13 protein-coding genes are annotated in these 17,752 nt (G+C 71.6%); 8 read left to right on the plus strand and 5 right to left on the minus strand.

The window, feature by feature from the left end; genetic code table 11:
• Nucleotides 1-147: 147 nt before the first annotated feature.
• The 3 genes from ACWGIG_RS03505 (at nt 148) to ACWGIG_RS03515 (ending at nt 3,392) form a co-directional block, all read left to right on the plus strand.
• Nucleotides 148-999, plus strand: a complete 852-nt coding sequence (locus ACWGIG_RS03505) for a DUF3558 domain-containing protein (protein ID WP_453319816.1) — start codon at nt 148-150, stop codon at nt 997-999.
• Nucleotides 1,000-1,070: 71 nt separating this feature from the next.
• Nucleotides 1,071-1,808: a DUF3558 domain-containing protein gene (locus ACWGIG_RS03510; RefSeq protein ID WP_453319817.1), complete on the plus strand. Its 738-nt coding sequence runs from the start codon at nt 1,071-1,073 to the stop codon at nt 1,806-1,808.
• 186 nt (nt 1,809-1,994) lie between these two features.
• Complete coding sequence (locus ACWGIG_RS03515) at nt 1,995-3,392, plus strand: DUF2637 domain-containing protein (protein ID WP_453319818.1); 1,398 nt, start codon at nt 1,995-1,997, stop codon at nt 3,390-3,392.
• Nucleotides 3,393-3,444: 52 nt separating this feature from the next.
• Here ACWGIG_RS03515 and ACWGIG_RS03520 read toward each other — a convergent pair whose 3' ends face one another.
• On the minus strand, nt 3,445-3,660 hold the full coding sequence (locus tag ACWGIG_RS03520; RefSeq protein WP_453319819.1) for a hypothetical protein: 216 nt from the start codon (nt 3,658-3,660) through the stop codon (nt 3,445-3,447).
• Between the two features lie 182 nt (nt 3,661-3,842).
• A complete protein-coding gene (lysS, locus tag ACWGIG_RS03525; protein ID WP_453319820.1) occupies nt 3,843-5,579 on the minus strand; it encodes a lysine--tRNA ligase in 1,737 nt (578 codons plus the stop codon).
• Between the two features lie 155 nt (nt 5,580-5,734).
• Between lysS and argS the strand changes: the two genes are divergently transcribed.
• Entirely contained in the window at nt 5,735-7,510 is a 1,776-nt protein-coding gene (gene argS / locus ACWGIG_RS03530; RefSeq protein ID WP_453319821.1) for an arginine--tRNA ligase, read from the plus strand.
• Between the two features lie 131 nt (nt 7,511-7,641).
• On the opposite strand, the gene ACWGIG_RS03535 is transcribed toward argS, so the two are convergent.
• Nucleotides 7,642-9,048 (minus strand): helix-turn-helix domain-containing protein, encoded by a 1,407-nt coding sequence (locus ACWGIG_RS03535; RefSeq protein ID WP_453319822.1) that lies wholly within the window; start codon nt 9,046-9,048, stop codon nt 7,642-7,644.
• Nucleotides 9,049-9,262: 214 nt separating this feature from the next.
• On the opposite strand from ACWGIG_RS03535, the gene ACWGIG_RS03540 reads away from it, so the two are divergent.
• Entirely contained in the window at nt 9,263-10,030 is a 768-nt protein-coding gene (locus ACWGIG_RS03540; protein WP_453319823.1) for a DUF4232 domain-containing protein, read from the plus strand.
• Here ACWGIG_RS03540 and ACWGIG_RS03545 read toward each other — a convergent pair.
• Complete coding sequence (locus tag ACWGIG_RS03545; RefSeq protein WP_453319824.1) at nt 10,017-14,384, minus strand: hypothetical protein; 4,368 nt, start codon at nt 14,382-14,384, stop codon at nt 10,017-10,019. The two genes, ACWGIG_RS03540 and ACWGIG_RS03545, sit on opposite strands and share 14 nt — an antisense overlap.
• 187 nt (nt 14,385-14,571) lie before the next feature.
• Between ACWGIG_RS03545 and ACWGIG_RS03550 the strand changes: the two genes are divergently transcribed.
• Nucleotides 14,572-14,910, plus strand: coding sequence for a hypothetical protein (locus ACWGIG_RS03550; protein WP_453319825.1), 339 nt, complete (start codon nt 14,572-14,574; stop codon nt 14,908-14,910).
• A gap of 240 nt (nt 14,911-15,150) precedes the next feature.
• Nucleotides 15,151-15,294 carry a hypothetical protein gene (locus tag ACWGIG_RS03555; protein WP_453319826.1) on the plus strand — a complete coding sequence of 48 codons (144 nt, stop codon included), beginning with the start codon at nt 15,151-15,153 and terminating at the stop codon, nt 15,292-15,294.
• A 172-nt stretch (nt 15,295-15,466) separates the two neighbouring features.
• On the opposite strand, the gene hemB is transcribed toward ACWGIG_RS03555, so the two are convergent.
• Nucleotides 15,467-16,462: a porphobilinogen synthase gene (gene hemB, locus ACWGIG_RS03560; protein WP_453319827.1), complete on the minus strand. Its 996-nt coding sequence runs from the start codon at nt 16,460-16,462 to the stop codon at nt 15,467-15,469.
• Between the two features lie 279 nt (nt 16,463-16,741).
• On the opposite strand from hemB, the gene ACWGIG_RS03565 reads away from it, so the two are divergent.
• Nucleotides 16,742-17,662 carry an ANTAR domain-containing protein gene (locus ACWGIG_RS03565; protein WP_453319828.1) on the plus strand — a complete coding sequence of 307 codons (921 nt, stop codon included), beginning with the start codon at nt 16,742-16,744 and terminating at the stop codon, nt 17,660-17,662.
• Nucleotides 17,663-17,752 lie beyond the last annotated feature (90 nt).

The following is a 17,752-nucleotide window of genomic DNA, read 5'->3' on the forward strand; positions in this document are numbered from 1 at the left end:
AGCAAAGTTCGCAAAACGCAAAAAGAGTGAGGGAGGCCCGCGAAAGGGACAGCGGACCGGCATCCACACCGGCGTGTGCGATACACATTGTGGTCATCGGCCTCCTCCGGGCGGCAACTACTTTTCCTCCGAAGGAGGCCTGGGAACGTGCCGCGAAAGCCGTCTGCGTACGTCAAGGGGCGCGTACCTGGCCTGGTGCCCGGCCTTGCACTGCTCGCCGCCCTCACCATCGGTGTCACCGGCTGCTCCGGCGACAGCGAAGGCCCGGACAGTGCGGTCGACGCCAAGTCCGGGGAGTCCGCCGCACCCGCCGCCCAGCCCGGCAAGTACCGCACGCTTCCCGAGCCCTGCCGGATCATCGACCGGTCCACGCTGAAGGCGATGCTGCCGGGCGCGGAGACGCTGCCCGACGAGCAGCAGCAGAAGCTGTTCGCGGGCGATCCCGCGGTGACCTATGACACGGACCGCCGGGTCGGCTGCCGCTGGAAGGCCGAGTCGCCGGACGCCACCCATCTGCTGAGCGTGGACTTCGAGCGGGTCGTCTCGTACGACACCGCGGTGAGCGACGACGACCGCGCACAGGCCGTGTACGAAGAGAAGTTGGACGCCGCGGACCTGCCCGTGCCGCCCGCTCCGACGACACCCCCCGCCTCCCCGTCCTCGACGGCGCCCCCCTCCTCCCCGGCCGCGACCGGCACGCCCGTAGCCCCCGGTTCTCCTTCCGGTACGCCCCAGGATCCCGACGCGACCGGTCTGGAGCCGCGTACCCTCGGCGGTCTCGGTGACGCCGCCTTCCTGGACGAGACGAAGACCGGGCCGGCCACGGCCCAGGACCGTACGGTCTCGGTCGTCTTCCGGACGTCGAACGTGATCGTGAGCATCAAGTACGGCGAGCAGCCGGGCGGCACCGGCCAGCTCCCGGACAGCAGGGCGCTCCAGGACCGGGCGCAGGGCCTGGCCCGTAAACTCGCCGAGCAGTTCTCCTCCAGCAGCGAGTGAGCGAGTAAGCGAGTGACCGACAGCAGCGAGTGATCCGCGCCATACGCAACAGAGAAGGAATGACAGGAACCATGTACCGAAAAGCCCCCCGTATCGCCCGCGTACTGACCTGCGCGGTCGCCGCTCCGGCGCTGCTCGTCGTGGCCGGCTGTTCGTCGGACTCCGGTTCCGGTTCGGGTTCCGGTTCTGACGGCGGCGCGAAGAAGGACCAGGGTGCCGCGGCGAAGCAGACGCCGTCGGCGCCTCCGACGGTGGCTCCGGCGAAGTTCGCGAAGCTGCCGGACGTGTGCAAGGCACTGTCGAAGGACTCGATCGAGGAACTGGTGCCGAAGGCCGAGGAGGCCGGCGGCACCGCGGACAAGTCCTCGGACCCGGAGGTCCGCCGGGGCTGCTCCTGGAAGGGCCTGGACGACAAGGGCGTGAAGGGCTCGCAGTACCACTACCTGACGTACTTGCTGAACCGCTTCGAGTCGAACCAGGCGCTGGGCACCGGTGAGTCGCGGGCCGCCAAGCAGCTGGCCAAGCAGGTCGCCAAGGTGAAGGGCAAGGACGGCGCGAAGGACGCCCGGACCAATCCGGTGAGCGGGATCGGTGACGAGGCGTCGATGACCTCGTACCAGGCGCGCGAGTCGGGTACGGACTTCCAGCACGCGATCGTGGTGGCCCGTACGGGCAATGTCGTGGTGACGCTGGACTACAACGGTGCGGGTTACTCGGGCGCGAAGCTGCCGGACTCGGCGGACCTGATGAAGGGTGCGCAGAAGGCGGCGAAGGAGGTCGTGGCGTCGATCGCCGCGGCGAACAAGTAGAAGTCGGCGGGCAGTAGAGGTCGGCGCGTAGTGGGGTAGTCAACGACTTGACTACAACTGGGCCCGGTTTGAGCGGCTTTGCGGGGGTTCGGTCCTTATTCGGGGGCCGGACCCCCGTGTGCGTGTGCCAGGCTGAGGCCGCCGGGCAGGTACCGCCGGGTGTGGACGTACGGGAGGGGATCGCGGGTGGCCGCGATGCAGTTGACGCGCACGCACCGAATACTGATCGGTGTGGTGGTCGCGGGTGCGGTGGTCATTGCGGGGATCGGTTTCGCGGGTTCGTACGCGGCGGTCCGCGAGCTGGCCCTGGAGAAGGGCTTCGGCAGTTTCTCGTACGTCTTCCCGATCGGCATCGACGCGGGGATCTGTGTCCTGCTGGCGCTGGACCTGCTGCTGACCTGGATGCGGATTCCGTTCCCGCTGCTGCGGCAGACGGCGTGGCTGCTGACGGCGGCGACGATCGCGTTCAACGGCGCGGCGTCCTGGCCGGATCCGCTGGGCGTGGGGATGCACGCGGTGATCCCGATCCTGTTCGTCGTCTCCGTGGAGGCGGCCCGCCACGCGGTGGGGCGGATCGCGGACATCACGGCCGACAAGCACATGGAGGGCGTGCGGCTGACCCGGTGGCTGCTGTCGCCGCTGCCGACCTTCAGGCTGTGGCGGCGGATGAAGCTCTGGGAGCTGCGCTCCTACGAGCAGGTGATCAAGCTGGAGCAGGACCGGCTGATCTACCAGTCCCGCCTCCAGGCCAGGTACGGGCGCTCCTGGAAGCGGAAGGCGCCGGTCGAGGCTCTGATGCCGCTGCGGCTCGCGAAGTACGGGATCCCGATCGCGGACACCGCGGCGGCGGGTCTCGCGGCGGCGGGCATCGAGCCGATGCTGCTGCCTCCGGCACCGGTGGCGGCGTCGTCCGCGACCAGTGCTCCGGCGTTGCCTGCGGCGCGGCGGGAGGAGGGGCGTACGGGTGAGGACGACCCGGGGCTCATAGCCCAGGAGCAGACGGCGGAGATGCAGGCTGCGGATGCCCAGGCCGCGGAGGTGCAGGCTGCGGAGGCCCGGGCCGCCGAGGCGGCGCAGGACCGGCCGCGGGCGGATCTGGTGAAGCAGGCTCCGGAGGCCGACGCCGACAGTGCCGCCGTACCCGCTCCCGCTCCGGCCGAGCAGCCGCAGGAGCACCCGAGCCCGTGGTTCGCGGCACCGGTCGGCCACGCGCAGGGCCCGGCGCAGTACGACGAGCGTTTCCCGCAGGGCGTCGACGTGGACGGGCACCCGGTGATGGTGCCGTCCGGTCCTGGCCGCAGTCGTCCGCTCGGGGGCTACCACCCGGACTACGACGCCGAGTTCGGGCCCGACTTCGCTTCCGCCGAGGGGGCAGTCGAAGCCGATTTCGTACTGGACGACGACGCGTACTACGACGCGTTCCGCAAGTGCGCGGGGGCGAACGGGGCGTTCCCGACGCCGCTGCAGTTCGGTTCGTACCTGGACGACCTGTACGGGCAGCAGCTGCCGGTGGAGGAGCTGGAGACGTACACCAAGCGGTACGAGGAGCGGTTCCAGCTGGAGCTGGACGAGCACATCGCCTGAGCGGCGCGCTCCGGTCGGTCCGCTCCGGTCGGTCCGCTCCGGTCGGTCCCTTCTAGTAGGTCCGGGCCTTGGAGCGCTTCTTGGCCGTCTCGCCGACGAAGGCGAGTGCGGCGCCGATGACGGCCATCGCGATGTAGAGCGCGGTGGGCGGGGCGAACCACAGGTGCAGCAGGCCCCAGTCGTTGTCGAACCAGGTGCGGCCGACGAAGCCGAGGATTCCCTGGATGGCGACGACCCAGCCGACGGTGAGGACGATTTCGTTCTTCATGGCCCCAGGATGCCGCGAGGCCCCCGGGGGGCGCGTCCTGCGCGGGACGGAACGGCGGGGACCGCCGGTCCGCCGAAAGATGCAGTGGTACCGACGGGACGGGTGGGCAAAGGGGCGGCCTCCACGCGGAGCCCGCCCCCTCACGACGGCGCGCGCTCGCGACCGCCCCCGCCCGATCCCCGCTACGCGCCCAGCAGCTTCCGCACCCGCTCCGCCCCCACCGCCAGCAGCAGCGTGGGCAGGCGCGGGCCCGTGTCGCGCCCGACCAGCAGCTGGTAGAGCAGCGCGAAGAAGGTCCGCTGGGCCACCTTCAGCTCAGGCGTCGGCTTCGCGTCCGCCGGCAGGCCCGCCTGGATCTTCGGGACGCCGTAGACGAGCGTCGTCAGACCGTCCAGCGACCAGTGCTGGTCGAGGCCCTCGACCAGCAGCCGCAGGGACTCCCGGTCCGCGTCACCCAGCTCCGCGAGCGTCGCGGCGTCCGGCTCGGTGCGGACCAGCGTCCGCTGGTCGGCCGGGACGTACGCCGTGATCCACGACTCCGCCCGGTCCAGCCTCGGCCGCACCTCGTCCAGCGACGCGATCGGGTCCGAGGGGTCCAGCTCGCTCAGGATGCGCAGCGTCTGGTCCTCCGCACCGGCCGTGATGTCCGCGACGGACGCCAGCGTCCGGTACGACAGCGGGCGCGGCGTGCGCGGCAGCTCGCCCGCCGCGGTGCCGATCGCCCGGGCGTACGCCGCCGCGTCCGCCGGCAGGACCGACCCGTCCGCGACCTTCGTGGCGAGCTTGTCCCACTCGTCGTACAGCCGCTGGATCTCCTGGTCGAAGGCGATCTTGAACGACTGGTTGGGCCTGCGGCGCGCGTACAGCCAGCGCAGCAGCGGTGCTTCCATGATCTTCAGCGCGTCGCTCGCGGTCGGCACGCCGCCCTTCGAGGACGACATCTTCGCCATCCCCGAGATGCCCACGAAGGCGTACATCGGGCCGATCGGCTGGACGCCGTCGAAGACCTCGCGGACGATCTGCCCGCCGACGACGAACGACGACCCGGGCGACGAGTGGTCGACACCGCTCGGCTCGAAGATCACGCCCTCGTACGCCCAGCGCATCGGCCAGTCGACCTTCCAGACCAGCTTGCCGCGGTTGAACTCCTTGAGGAACACCGTCTCGGCGAAGCCGCACACGCAGGTGTACGACAGCTCGGTCGACTCGTCGTCGTACGAGGTCACCGTGGTGAGGTCGCGCCCGCACTGCCCGCAGTAGGGCTTGTACGGGTAGTACGAGGAGCCGCTCGTGCCGTCGTCCTCGGACGCGGCGCCCGAGCCCTCGGCGGCCTCCAGCTCGGCCTCGTCGACCGGCTTCTGCGACTTCTTGCCGCCGGGCTTGTCCTTCGTGCGGTACCGGTCCAGTACGGCGTCGATGTCCGCGCGGTGCTTCATCGCGTGCAGGACCTGCTCGCGGTACGCGCCCGCGGTGTACGCCTCGGTCTGGCTGACGCCGACGAACTCCACGCCGAGTGCGCCGAGCGCCTCCACGAAGGGGGCCTTGAAGTGCTCGGCCCAGTTCGGGTACGCGGAGCCGGGCGGGGCGGGGACCGAGGTCAGGGGCTTGCCGATGTGCTCGCCCCAGGTCGAGAAGTCGACGCCGGGAATGCCCTCCGGCACCTTGCGGTACCGGTCGTAGTCGTCCCAGGAGATGACGTGGCGGACCTCGTACCCGCGGCGGCTGATCTCGTCGGCGACCAGGTGCGGGGTCATGACCTCGCGGAGGTTGCCGAGGTGGATCGGGCCGGAGGGGGAGAGGCCTGACGCGACGACGACGGGTTTGCCAGGCGCACGCCGCTCCGCCTCGGCGATGACATCGTCCGCGAAACGGGAGACCCAGTCGGTCTCGGGGGTGCTGCTCTGAGCCACGGTCGGCACGTCCTTGGTTCTCCGGATTCTGTGAAAGCTGGCGTAGGCCATTGTCCCAGACAGGCAGACGGTGGCCTGCCGAATTAGGTTGCGCCGGGGCCCAGGAGGCTGCGTGAAATACTCGAAGGCAGATCCCAGGAACTCACCAACAGGAACGGCACCCCATGGCCTCGGTCCCTTCGCTCGCCTCGACCGTCAATCAGCGCCTCGCGGACGCACTCTCGGCAGCCCTGCCGGATGCCGCCCCCGCGGACCCGCTGCTGCGCCGAAGCGACCGGGCCGACTTCCAGGCCAACGGCATCCTGGCGCTCGCCAAGAAGGCGAAGGCGAACCCGCGGGAGCTGGCGGCGCAGGTCGTCGAGGGCCTGGCCACCGGTGACGTGCTGAAGGAGATCGAGGTCTCGGGACCCGGCTTCCTCAACATCACCGTCTCCGACCGCGCCATCGTCGAGACCCTCACCGCCCGGGCCGCCGACGACCGGCTCGGTGTTCCGTACAACGAGAACGCCGGCACGACGGTCATCGACTACGCCCAGCCGAACGTCGCCAAGGAGATGCACGTCGGGCACCTGCGGTCCGCCGTGATCGGTGCCGCGATGGCCGAGATCCTCGAATTCACCGGTGAGAAGGTCGTACGGCGCCACCACATCGGCGACTGGGGCACCCAGTTCGGCATGCTCATCCAGTACCTGGTGGAGCACCCGAGCGAGCTGGACCACGGCGGCGCCGACAAGATCGACGGCGAGGAGGCGATGTCCGCCCTGAACCGGATCTACAAGGCGTCCCGGGTCCTCTTCGACTCCGACGAGGAGTTCAAGACGCGGGCGCGCGACCGGGTCGTACAGCTCCAGGCGGGCGACGAGGAGTCCCGTGCCCTGTGGCAGCGGTTCGTCGACGAGTCGAAGATCTACTTCTACTCCGTCTTCCACAAGCTCGACATGGAGATCGCCGACGCGGACGTGGTCGGCGAGTCCGGCTACAACGCCATGCTCGAAGAGACCTGCCAGATCCTGGAGGACTCGGGCGTCGCGGTCCGCTCCGAGGGCGCGCTGTGCGTCTTCTTCGACGACGTCAAGGGCCCGGACGGCAACCCGACGCCGCTGATCGTCAAGAAGTCCAACGGCGGCTACGGCTACGCGGCCACCGACCTCTCCGCGATCCGCAACCGGGTGGGCGACCTCAAGGCCAGCACCCTGCTGTACGTCGTCGACGTCCGGCAGTCGCTGCACTTCAAGATGGTCTTCGAGACGGCCCGGCGGGCGGGCTGGCTGACGGACGACGTCACGGCGCACCAGCTGGGCTTCGGCACGGTGCTCGGCAAGGACGGCAAGCCGTTCAAGACCCGTGAGGGCGAGACCGTACGGCTCGTGGACCTCCTCGACGAGGCGATCGAGCGGGCGACGGCCGTCGTGCGCGAGAAGAACAACGAGAAGGTCGGCCTCACCGAGGACGAGATCGTCGAGAACGGTGCGCAGATCGGCATCGGCGCGGTGAAGTACGCCGACCTGTCGACGTCGGCCGCCCGGGACTACAAGTTCGACCTGGACCAGATGGTGTCGCTGAACGGCGACACGTCGGTGTACTCGCAGTACGCGTACGCCCGGTCGAAGTCGATCAGCCGCCACGCGAGCGGCACCCTGGCCCCGCAGCCGCACCCGGAGCTCGAACTCGCCCCGGCGGAGCGGGCGTTGGGCCTGCACCTGGACCGGTTCGGCGAGACGGTGGCCGAGGTGGCCGCCGCGTACGAGCCGCACAAGCTGGCCGCGTACGTCTACCAGCTGTCGTCGCTCTTCACGACGTTCTACGACCAGTGCCCCATCCTGAAGGCGGAGGTCCCGGCGGACGTGGCGGCCAACCGTCTGTTCCTGTCGGAGCTGACGGCTGCGACCCTGCACCGGGGCATGGCCCTGCTGGGCATCCGCACCCCCGAGCGGCTCTGACCTTCTCCGTACGTACGGGAACGGCCCCGGCGGGAGTGATTCCGCCGGGGCCGTTCACGTACCCGTATCCGTGCCCCGATCCGCTCGCGCGCCTGCTCGCGCGCCTGCTCGCGCGGCTGTTCAGGGCCCGCTCAGGGGCCCGTTCCCGGCTCGTCGACGAGCGGCTTCTCCCACGCCGTCGAGCCCAGCGGGTGCACGTACTCCGGCCGTCCGGCGGAACCGCTCGTGCGGAACGGTGTGCCGTGGTTGTCGATGCGCTGGATGCCGCGCTTCCCGCCGCTGGACCACTCCAGCTCCAGGTACCAGGTGACGTCCTGGGCGCGGGCGCGGGCCTTGACGTAGAAGACCTCGGGGTCGGTCTCACTGATCTTGTACGGGAAGTCCCGCTGGCCCGCGTGCGGAGCGGTGACGGGTCGGCCCGCGTCGAGGTCCACGGTGAAGGACTTGGTGTCGACGTTGCCGCCGCAGCCGACGCCTGCGGCGTACCGGTTCCAGGGCAGCGGGGCACTGCTCCGTACGACGCGCACATGCAGTGCCTCCAGCACGACGGTCTCCTTCGAGCGGCCCTGGAGGGTCAGCGCGACGAGCTGGTCGTCGGCGGAGACGGCCTTGTACGAGGCGGCCCAGCCGGGGGCTTCCTGCTCGCCGGGCGGCGGGGCGACCCGCTGGGGCGGGGCGTCAACGAGGAAGTACTGACTGCACGGAGTCTCGTAGACGAAGGGGCGGACGGCGGCGGAGAAGGGGACTGCGGTGCTGCCGTCGCTCTTTCCCCCGCCTCGGCCGCTGCTCTCGCCCTGCTCCTGACCCTGACCCTGGACCTGGCCCTGGCCCTGACCCTCTTGTCCCTTACCCCGAGAACCGGGCGAGGGGGCGCCTGTGCGGTCGGGCGAGCCGGGCGCGGAACCGGACGGCGCGGCGGACGAGGGCGACTTCGCCGGACCGTCGTCGGTGGTCGGCCCCGCGCTCGGCCCGGCCGAGGACACGGCACCCACCGCCCGCCCACCGGATCCTTCGTCCCCCGTGGCGCCGAGCAGGTGCGTACCCCACACGGCAGAGGCGGCCACCGCCAGAGCGGTCCCGACCCCGATGAGCACATTGCGCCGCCGCTTGCGGCCGGAGGCGCCGGAGGCGACGGGGACACCGCTGTCGCCGCTACGGAGCGAGACGAGCGGATCGGGCTCTGGCTCCGGCTCCGGCTCCGGCTCCGGCTGCACGGCAGCCGACTGCGCGGGCTCCGGTCCTACGGGCTCCGCTTCCGGAGCCGGAGCCCCCCTCTTCCCCCGCTCCGCGTCCGCCAGGATCCACAGCCTGTGCACCCGCACCATCTCGTCGGGAGTGGCTCTGCACAGCCGGGCCAGCCGCTCCACCGGGGCGAATTCCGTCGGCACGGCGTCCCCGTTGCAGTACCGGTGAAGCGTCGACGTACTCATGTGCAGCCGCTTGGCGAGCACTCCGTAGCTGAGCCCCGAACGGTCCTTCAGCTCCCGCAGGGATTCCGCGAGTTCGGCCGTTCCCCCAGTGTCGGACACCGGTCCCATCCCATCCCGGCGTTCCAAGAACGCCGCATCACCGCAGGTCAAAGCCGGTACGAGCGTTCCACCCATCCCCAACTCCCCGTCAGCCCTGGCGGCTGGGACGGCCCGTCGTACAAGCTCTGGGCATCAAAGCACGCCGCTCCCGGCAACCGGTCGAGCGGCCCCTGTCACACACGCCGCACCACACGCCGCATCCCACACCGAAATGAGATCCGTCATGTCCGCACGCACCGCACGCCGTTCCCGTCTGTTCGCCGCCTCGGCGGTGGCCCTCGCCGCGACGCTCTCCCTCACCGCCTGCGAGAGCGGCGAGGGCACCAAGGACGCCGGCGCCGCACGTACGTCCGCCCCCTCCGGCGCTCCCTCCGGACCCGCCACCGACGACAAGCCCGACGGGACGTCCAAGCCCGGCCAGTCCGGCGGCGACACCCAGCAGTCCTCCTCCGGCAGCGGCAGCGCAGGCTCCAGCACCGGCAGCAAGAGCTCCGGCGGTACGGACACCGGCAAGGGCAACGGCAGCAGCACCGGCAGCGGTACCAACGACCCCCACGCCCCCGCCCAGCGCGCCCGCTGCGACGCCTCCCACATCAAGGTGACCGCCCAGGTGGTGAGCCGCCCCCTCAACACCATGATCCTCACGGCCACCAACAAGGGCTCGAAGCTCTGCGACCTCTTCTACGCCCCGGTCGTCCGCTTCGAGGGCGCGCAGTCCGTACCGCCGTCCATGAAGGACACCCAGCCGCAGGCCGTGGTGAGCCTGAAGCCCGGCGAGAGCGGGTACGCCGCCGTGAAGCTCTCCTCCCCGACGGGCACCCCGGACCCCGGCTACACCGCGAAGTCCCTCTCCCTCGGCTTCTACGACGCCGGGCACCGCAATGTGGACGGCTTCGTCAGCGTGGGCCTGCCCGCCAAGGGCGTCTACGTCGACTCCTCGGTCAAGGTCTCCTTCTGGCAGTCCTCCCCCGACGACGTCAGCAGCCTCTGACCGGGGCACCGCCGGCCGGGCCGCCCTCGACCGGCAGCACCCCCTGCTCCGCCGCGCACCTCTCGAACAGCGACGCCACCGGCCCGTGCGGGACCGTCGCCAGGTGCGCGGTGGAGCGGTGTTCGGCGGCGGTCGGGCCGATCAGCCGGAGCTTGACGGCCTCCAACGGCAGGCGCGGCACCTTCCGCTCCTGCCAGACCCCGGGCACGAACAGCCCGCGTCCGGCGCGCGACCTGGTCACCTGCACCACCCGCCCGGATGCGGCCAGTTCCTCCCGTACGGCCTTGAAGCGGGCCGGGCTCCAGCCGGTCCACTGCTTGACCATGCGGTCGGTCGGGTCGGGCAGCGCGGCCAGCATCAGGAAGTACGCCGCCGCGTCCGCGCTCAGCCCGTAGGCCGCCGCACAGGCCGGGACCAGGTGCGGCACCGACCGCGCGGGATGCTGCGCCCACCCGGCTTCGCTGCCACCCGCGCACTCCGCCGCCTGTTCCCCCGCTTGCTCCCCGGCGAGCTGCCCCGCCCGCTCCCCCGCGAGCTGCTCACCCAGTTCGCCGAACTCGGGCGACAGGAGTATCCGCAGGTCCGCGATGCCCGGCAGCCCGCTCCTCGCCGGGACCCACTGCGAGGGCAGCACCGAGTCCAGGTAGTCGTCCAGCCGGTCGAGAACCGGGTCGTCCGCCCCGGAGAGCAGGGCCGGGTCCACCCGGACATTGCGCATGTCGTACGTGACGTCGTCCTCCACCGTCACGGCGGGATGCGTGGTCAGGCCCGCGTCCTCGGGCGATTCGGGGGCGCCCATCAGGTAGTTGGACTGCACGGAGAAGAGGGTGAGCGGGCCGGGACCCGCCGCCAGTTCGGACCTCAGCCGGCCGATCGCCGCACCGACGGCCGGCCGGACGGGGTCGCCCACCCGGGTCCGGTACGCCAGCCAGGCAGCGACCCGCACCGGGCCGAGCAGGTCGGGCGGTCCGGCGAGGGGCGGCAGGCCGGAGTCGAGCACCGCCTCCCCGGTGGCGAGCCGTCCGGCGAGCGCCTCGAACCGGAAGGTGGGCCACCACATCCTGTCCCGGCCCCGGTCGCGCGGGAGCGCGTGCTCTCCCTTGGGCCGTACGGACTCCTTGCCCGCGAGCGGGAGCAGTTCGATCGGTGCGGGCAACGGCTCCCCGAACCGATCCAGCCACCAGCGCAGCGCCCGCCCGACGTGCGGCCCGTCGGTCCACAGCCGCTCGGGGTCGTCGGGCAGCAGCCGCTCGTACAGCGCGGTGACGTCGGCCCGGTCCAGCAGTCCGGCCATGCCGTCCGCCGTGGCGTCGACCTCCGCGCGCTTCAGCTGCCAGCTCTCCGGCCAGGCCGTCGTGGTGAACACCGGGTTCACCGCGGCGAGTTGGTACGGGTCACAGTCCAGGTGAGCGACGAGCAGCAGTGCCGCGCCCGCCACCGACATGCCGGTCCGCCGGGCGAACGCGACGGCCAGCTCGGGCCGGGCGGGCACCCGCCCCCGCTCCGCCCACAGCTCGGCGAACCGTGCGTACCAGGAGGCGTCCCGCTGCGGTTTCAGCAGTTGCGCGGAGGTGGCCCCGCAGCCGCCCGCGGCCAGCGGCCCGCCTTCGCCGAACTCGCCCTGCGGGGCGTACTCCAGCAGCGTCCGGTGGTTCGGCGAGGCGTCCAGCACGACGGCGGCGGAGGTCTCCGTCCGGTAGGCCGCCCCGACGAATCCGGCGCGCTCGCCCTTCCATTCCGTACGGACGATCCGCCAGCGGCCGGCGTGCTCGGCGGCGCCTGCGACGAACGGCAGGTTCGCGTAGTCGGCGAACACCGCCGGTCCCGCGGCGCTCCGGTTCGGGCCGCGGGACTCGTGGGTCAGGGCCTGGCGGGCGGTGAAGGCGTGCAGCCCCGTCAGCTGTCCGGCCAGGCCGTAGCCCGCTTCGAACTTGGCGCTCGGAGCCGTGAGTTCGCCCCGCCAGATCGCGGCGGACGTGTCCATCGCCAACTCCACCAGCCGGTGACACACCAGGCCGAGGCCGCTCCGGGCGAGCTCTCCCCCGCGCACCCCCGCACCCTTCCCCGCACGGGCCCCCACGCCATCGCCCGCACCCCGCGAAACCCCTGCCGGGACACGGCCGCCGTCGCCCTCGCCCCGCGAAACCCCTGCCGAGGCGCTCTCCCCACCGCCGTCCTCCCCGCAGACAGGAGCCGCCCGCCACCCCTCCGGAGCCAGCCGTCCCACCGTCCGCTCCAGCCCCACCAGACAGTTGGCCCCGACCTGGAGCACATACCCCCGGTCCCCCAGCCGGACCCGCTCGCTCGCGTAGACGGACTTCGCACCCGTCCCGGCGAGCAGCCGGGCCACCTCCTCGCGGTCCTCGGCCACTCCTTCCGGCAGCGCGGCCCGCACCAGTCCCACCACGTCCACCGCCGCGAACTGCTCCGCCGCCCCCGCGTCCTTCAGTACCGTGTCCACGGCGACGCCCGCGTGCGCGAACCGGCCCAGCAGCAGGGCGAGCTGCTCCAGCGAGACGCCCCGCGCCAGCAGTTCCCGCTCCGCCGCGCACCATTCCCGCAGCACCTCGTGGCCCATCCCGTGCGCATACAGCGGCGGCAGCTCGGCCCAGCCCTTGGCCTCGTGCGGCTGGTACCAGGTGTTGCCGCCGTAGGTGACGTCGCCCCGCATGTCGAGTCCCGCCCGCAGCAAGGCCCTCAACTCCCGGGCGAACCGCGGGTCCGCCCGTACGAACCGCAGTTCCGGCCGCCGCTCCACGTGCACCGAGTGGAGCTTGATCCCGCCCAGCAGCTCCGGCGGGTCCGTGACCGGCACCCCGTGCTCCAGCAGCAGGTCGGCCAGGTCCAGGGGCAGTCCCTGCGGGCAGCCCCGGCGCGACGGGTCGTACCAGATGTCCACCGGCACCCCGTCGGCCGCCAGCCGTGGCGCCAGCCGCTCCGCCAGGTCGTACAGCAACTCCTTCGGCCTGCGTCGCTCGTTGAGCGAGTCCATGCAACGGCGCAGCCACTTCGCCGCCGCCCCCTCGGCCAGTCCCGGTTCCTGCCCGGTCAGCCGGGCCATCAGCCCACTGCGGTCGAGCAGCTCCGCCCAGAGCCTCTGCCAGGACGCCCAGCTGCCCGGAACCAGCCGCAGCACCCCCGCCCGCACGGCCTCCGGTTCACGCGCCACCGCCAGGTCGAAGGCCTTCCCCTTCAGTACGTCCGTCCAGAACTCGTCCTTGTTCAGCCAGATGTCCCGCACCAGCCCCGAATCGACGAGGACCGCCGCAAGCTCCTGCTCCGGATCGAGCCCCGCGCCCTTGGCCACCTTGCGCACATCCGCCGCAAGCTGCGGATGGACCCCGCCGCCCCCGCCCGCGGCTGCCGCGCGCCGGGTCACCAGCTCCCGGAACTCCGCCGCCCGCGCGGGCGTGCAGGCACCCTTGGCGCCCAGTTCCTTGGCGCGCGCCCGCACCGCCGTGGCCGACAGTGCCTTCGCGTCCGCGTACTTCAGGTACCGCTCCCGCACCCACGCCTGGTCCATCGGGCGCCCGCGCTCCCGCTCCGCCTTCCTGGCCCGCCCGAAGTAGGCCGCCGCCGCGTCCAGGTCCGGCCCGTACTCGCCGCCGAGACAGGCTTCCGCCGCCGCGTCGAGGAACACCGGCAGCAGCACCGGCGCGGACTTCTCCAGCCCTTTGAGGAAGGCGTCGATGCTCTTCTTGTACGACCCGCACTCGCGCAGCCCGTCCGCCGCTTCGAGCACGGCCTCCACCATGGAGGGATGTGCCGCCAACGCCCGCTCGGGGAAGGGCAGTTCGGAGCTCTCCCCCCGACCCGACAGCCCCGTCCCGAACCCCTCCGCCCGCTCCCAGCCGCGGTACCCCATCACCACGTCCCGGTACGGAGCGGTCTCCTCCGCCATCACCTGCACGAGGCGCCACCCGCTGACAGCGTGGACGTAGGCCCGCGCGATCAGCCCTTCCTCAACCTCGCCCGCCTCACCCGCCTCGCCCGTCTCACTCAGCCCTTCCCCGGCCTCACCCGCGGCACCGTCCCCCGCCCGGACCCCGCCCCCGATGCCGTCCCGGACCCGGACCCCCGCTTCTTCCAGCGCCTCCCGCCACGCCGGATCGGCTGCCGCCAGCTCCTCCGGTACGGCGACGCCCGAAGCCGCCCACTCCTTCGCCCGCTCCGCGCACTCCTGCCCGTGCGCCCGGGCGATCTGCTTCAGCCGCCGCATCCGCGCCAGCTCCGGATGCCCCTCCAGCGTCCGGGGCACCTGCTTCAGCCTCCCGCCCCGAGGATTGCGGAACACCCACGCCAACTCCGCGTCCAGCCCCGCCACATATCCGTCGGCCTCGACCTGCCACAGCATCCGAACCGCCCCCGCCCCGCCCGCACTTCACCCCGTGAGCAGCCGCACTCCGCCCGCCCGCCGACCCGTTTTCGATCAGTGCATCCACTCTAGGTTCCACCACTGACAACACCCCCTCACCCCCTCCCATCTGCACTTTCCCTCCTCCCACGCACCTCGCGGCAACCACCCGTAAAAAGGTGCGTACTTGATCAGCGCCCCCTCGCGCCCCTCCTCGAAGGGGCGCCCCTTCAGGGGCTTTCCGAGGGCCCCGCCGTCCCCTGCCCACCCCTCCCGAGGAGCTCCTCACCCATGTCCGCGAACACCGCCACCGTCGCCGAAGCGATCGCCGCAAGCGAGCTCGTCCTCGTCGGCCTTCAACCTGGCCGTCGACCAGGCCGCCCTCCCCCACCTCGTCACCACCCACCTCGAACAGGGCCTCCCGGTCGACCTCATCACCGGCCTCCAGCACCTGCTGGACCGCGCGGTCGGCGAGGGCCACGTGACCGACGGCCTCTCCCGTCCGGCGGAAGTCCTCAGCCGCTGACACCAACTCCCTGCAATCCAGGACGAGTTACGCGCCCTCCAGAGATGTTCCACATATCCACAGGACGGACGGCCGGACCTGGCCCTCACCACTCGCCTCAACCGCCGCCCTCCTGCTGCTCCTCGACATCAGGGCGCACCGGATCTCATCGCGGGTTCACCGCCGCCGATCGCCTTCCACGACTTCACCGTCGGCAAGAAGAAGTGCCCGACGGAGACGGCCGGAATCCAGGAGGGAGCAGTGCTGGGCAGGCTGCACCTGCCCGGCCCGGCGTATCTCCTGAACCCCTACGACCACTCGCTGGCGTTCACGAACGGGTTCGGACGGGACTCCCTGTCCCTCAACGACAGCCCGGGGTTCGACCTCGCACGGCCCCACCCCTGAACTCCGGCCCGGAGGTCCGCGCCACCCGCAGCCGCGCGCCGGAGCAGGGGGCCCAAAAAGATGTCTCACTGAAACGTGTAAGTGAGACATTCCCGAGAGGGGGGTGCCCGGAGAGCGCGACGGACCAGGAGGCGGGTGCCGCGCCGCGCGGGAACCGCCCCCAACGCCCCTTCTACCGCGAGAGGTTGCGCGCGGCCTCCGTGGCCCAGTACGTCAGGATCATCTGCGCACCGGCCCGCTTGATCCCGGTCAGCGACTCCATGATGGCCCGCTCGCGCTCGATCCAGCCCTTCTCGGCCGCCGCCTCGATCATCGAGTACTCGCCGCTGATCTGGTACGCGGCCACCGGCACGTCCGCGTTCTCGGCGATCTTCGCGAGGACGTCGAGGTAGGGACCGGCCGGCTTGACCATCACCATGTCGGCACCCTCCTCCAGGTCCAGCGCCAACTCCCGCAGCGACTCACGGATGTTGGCCGGGTCCTGCTGGTACGTCTTGCGGTCGCCCGTCAGCGAGGACCCGACGGCCTCCCGGAACGGCCCGTAGAACGCGCTCGAATACTTCACGGTGTACGCGAGAATCGACACGTCCTCCCGCCCGATTCCGTCCAACGCATCGCGGACCACACCGACTTGACCGTCCATCATGCCGCTGGGCCCGACGACGTGGGCGCCCGCGTCGGCCTGCACCTGGGCCATCTCTGCGTACCGCTCCAGCGTGGCGTCGTTGTCGACGCGACCCTCGGCGTCCAGCACCCCGCAGTGCCCGTGGTCGGTGAATTCATCGAGACACAGGTCGGACATGATGATCAGATCGTCCCCGACCTCCTCGCGCACCGCCCGCAGCGCGACCTGGAGGATGCCGTCCGGGTCGGTCCCCGCCGTCCCCGCCGCGTCCTTCTTCTCGTCCTCGGGCACGCCGAACAGCATGATCCCGGAGACCCCCGCGTCCACGGCCTCGACGGCCGCCTTCCGCAAGGTCTCCAGCGTGTGCTGGTAGACGCCCGGCATCGCGGAGACCGCCACCGGCTCGCTGATCCCCTCCCGCACGAACGCGGGCAGGATCAGATCGGCAGGATGCAGCCGCGTCTCCGCGACCATGCGCCGCATGACAGGCGTCGTCCGCAGTCGTCGGGGCCGCGCCCCGGGAAAGGCTCCGTACTCAGTCATACGCCCACGCTAAACCCACCCCACACCCCCCTTTACCGACACCTTGCCGGTCCCACCCCGACCGCACGCCACCCCGCCGCCTCGGGCACAGGGGCCGCCCCCTGGAGCGGAACGGGCGGGCAAGGGGGCGGCCCCACGCGGAGCGCCCCCTCCGCGACCGCCCGCCCCGGACACCCCAGGCCCCCGCCACCCACCCCACCCCCATGTGGTGAGCTGATCCAGTCACCCGAGCCCCCGCCCCCCGCCCCCAGACACGGCCGACCTGAAAGGACACCAGACGTGACGGACCAGCCCACCCCCGCCCAGGCCCCGCCGGCCCCACCGGCCCCCACCGATCAGGCCGCCCAGGCCGATCAGGCCGACCTCACCCGCCTCCGTACCGAACTCCACCACCTCCGCGCCCGCGCCCACACCCACCCCCTCATCTCCCAGGCCCAGGGCATCCTCCAGGAGCGCTACGCCCTCCCCGACGGCGAATCCGCCTTCGCCCTCCTCCAGCGCGCCTCCCAACAGCACAACGTCCGCATGCGCCTGCTCGTCGAAGCCGTCATCCGCACCCCCCGGCCGGACCCGGCCCCCCAACAGACCCCGCACGCCCTGTGGTTCCCCCACCGCTCCCGCCTCCCCGCCCCGCCCCTCACCTACGAAGCCGCCCGCCATACGACCGGCGACGGCCTCAACCAGGGCACGGTCCTGCGCTCCGTACTGAGCCAGGTCCTCGCCGTGACCGGCACCGACATGGGCAACGTGCAGCTCCCCGACCGGGTGCGCGGGGGCCTGCGCCTCGAACACCACACCAACCTGTCCGCGGACTTCGTCGACTTCTTCGCCCACGTCGGCGAGGACGGCACCTCGTGCGCCGAGGCCGCCCGCACCGTCGCCCAGGTGACCATCAGGAACGTCGAGTCCGACCCGATCCTCGACGAGCCCTCCCGCCGGGCGATCCTCCAGACGGGCAGCCGCGCCGCCCACAGCGCACCGCTGTTCACCCCGGCCGGGGTCTGCCTGGGCATGGTCTCGGCCCACATGGACCGCCCGCTCAAGGCGATAACCACCGCGCAGAGCGAAGCCATGACGGAACTCGGCGCCCAGGCCGGCCAGTGGCTCGCCTGGTACCACCGCACCGTCCTCCTCGACGCCCTGGAGTTCCTCCACGCCCTGGGCACCCGCCACCGCGGCACCGCCTCAAGACGCCGCTGACCCGGCTCTCGTACGTACGAGAAACTCGCGTACGTACGAGAAAGGGGCGGGCCGGAGGAAACGAATCCCCCGGCCCGCCCCGCACACCTC

Source organism: Streptomyces sp. NPDC054863 (genome assembly GCF_053610825.1).

Bases quoted from the DNA above. Each gene is read 5' to 3' on its own strand.
- argS (WP_453319821.1), top strand. From the start codon at position 5,735: ATGGCCTCGGTCCCTTCGCTCGCCTCGACCGTCAATCAGCGCCTCGCG.
- ACWGIG_RS03545 (WP_453319824.1), bottom strand. From the start codon at position 14,384: ATGCTGTGGCAGGTCGAGGCCGACGGATATGTGGCGGGGCTGGACGCG.
- ACWGIG_RS03520 (WP_453319819.1), bottom strand. From the start codon at position 3,660: ATGAAGAACGAAATCGTCCTCACCGTCGGCTGGGTCGTCGCCATCCAG.
- hemB (WP_453319827.1), bottom strand. From the start codon at position 16,462: ATGACTGAGTACGGAGCCTTTCCCGGGGCGCGGCCCCGACGACTGCGG.
- ACWGIG_RS03535 (WP_453319822.1), bottom strand. From the start codon at position 9,048: ATGGGACCGGTGTCCGACACTGGGGGAACGGCCGAACTCGCGGAATCC.
- ACWGIG_RS03540 (WP_453319823.1), top strand. From the start codon at position 9,263: ATGTCCGCACGCACCGCACGCCGTTCCCGTCTGTTCGCCGCCTCGGCG.
- ACWGIG_RS03510 (WP_453319817.1), top strand. From the start codon at position 1,071: ATGTACCGAAAAGCCCCCCGTATCGCCCGCGTACTGACCTGCGCGGTC.